The sequence below is a fragment of the Cellulophaga sp. BC115SP genome (assembly GCF_009905545.1).
GTDB lineage: Bacteria > Bacteroidota > Bacteroidia > Cytophagales > Spirosomataceae > Flectobacillus > Flectobacillus rivi.
Map to the genome: position 1 here is coordinate 1 of NZ_JAAALB010000150.1, position 1,176 is coordinate 1,176.

The 1,176-nt window shown below is 44.4% G+C and carries 1 protein-coding gene; it reads right to left on the reverse strand.

The genetic code is table 11. The annotated features are described in order from the left end of the window. Window positions 1-35: 35 nt before the first annotated feature. A complete protein-coding gene (locus GVN22_RS28555) occupies window positions 36-1,067 on the reverse strand; it encodes a hypothetical protein (RefSeq protein WP_166554157.1) in 1,032 nt (343 codons plus the stop codon). Between the last annotated feature and the right edge of the window lie 109 nt (window positions 1,068-1,176).

Sequence of the window (1,176 nt, forward strand, 5' to 3'; positions counted from 1 at the left end):
TATAAGTCATCATATCTTTCTTGCTGGAGTTGGGGTTAAAGCTTACTTAAGACACCTGCACTAATACCACAGCCTACGGTCGTCGTATTGCTCGTAGCACTATTGTTGCTCGTGTTGGTTTCACCACCACCTGAGACAATCCCACTGATGGCAATACCTCCTGTTGTCGTTGGTGTTACATTCAAAGGGAAGCTAACACTACCACTGGCTGGTATGTTGGGTGAACTATTGGTACATACTATCGTCGTTGGTCCTGCTACTGGACCTGTCGGGGCACAAGTCCAACCACTACCACCACCGCTGTTGAAGGTTAATCCTGTAGGAATGCTAAAACTTTCACTCACAATACCTGTACTGGCTCCTGAGCCTACGTTGTTGATTGTCACTGTGTAAGCGTATGCTGTATTAGGCGTACCTGTACTTGGTCCACTGATGCTAGTCGTTAAGTCTGATACTGGGGGCGTTGGACATACCGTCGCTGTACCATAGTTATCTTTATAACTCTCCGAAAGTGCTCCATTAATACCACTCAAATAGATCGAGTTGGCTGAGTTCAACTTAGGGGTATCTGCTCCTCCTGTACCATCTGCTACATTGCGATACATACGAATACTTCCGATACAAGCTTGGGTACGAAAACGAAACAATGGTATCTCAACGCCTGCTACGATATTCGGAAGAATAGGACTGCCCGTTAATGCAAAATAGCCATACTCGAGACTTGTATTCAGTGCCGTGCGCTGAGTAGACCAAATATAGTTCCCGGCATTGGTAGAGGGTAGTAAATCTTCTACGCCTCCTACTAAATTCGTCATCGAAGTACTTGTTGCACTTATAGGTGCAAAGGTCCCTATTGGTGCCACTAAGGTGTACTGAATCGTCGAGATCGTCGTTTGATTACTACTTGCACTATAAGCCACATCGGACTTCATCGTTGCATAGTAATACCCATCTGACCGCAACTCTATTTTGTAGCTAAAGTGGGGAGTACTTCCTTGACCATAAGCACTACCCTTGCTGAGAACTAGCCCTAGTAACATACTAAAGCCCAGTAGTAATTTTCTCATATTATTCGTTGGTTTTTCTGTTCTACTTCGTCACAACTACATGCAATGCCTTCGAACTAAAGTTCTTGCTTTGCAATTTTAACAAATACCCGCCTAGCTTCACATTCTT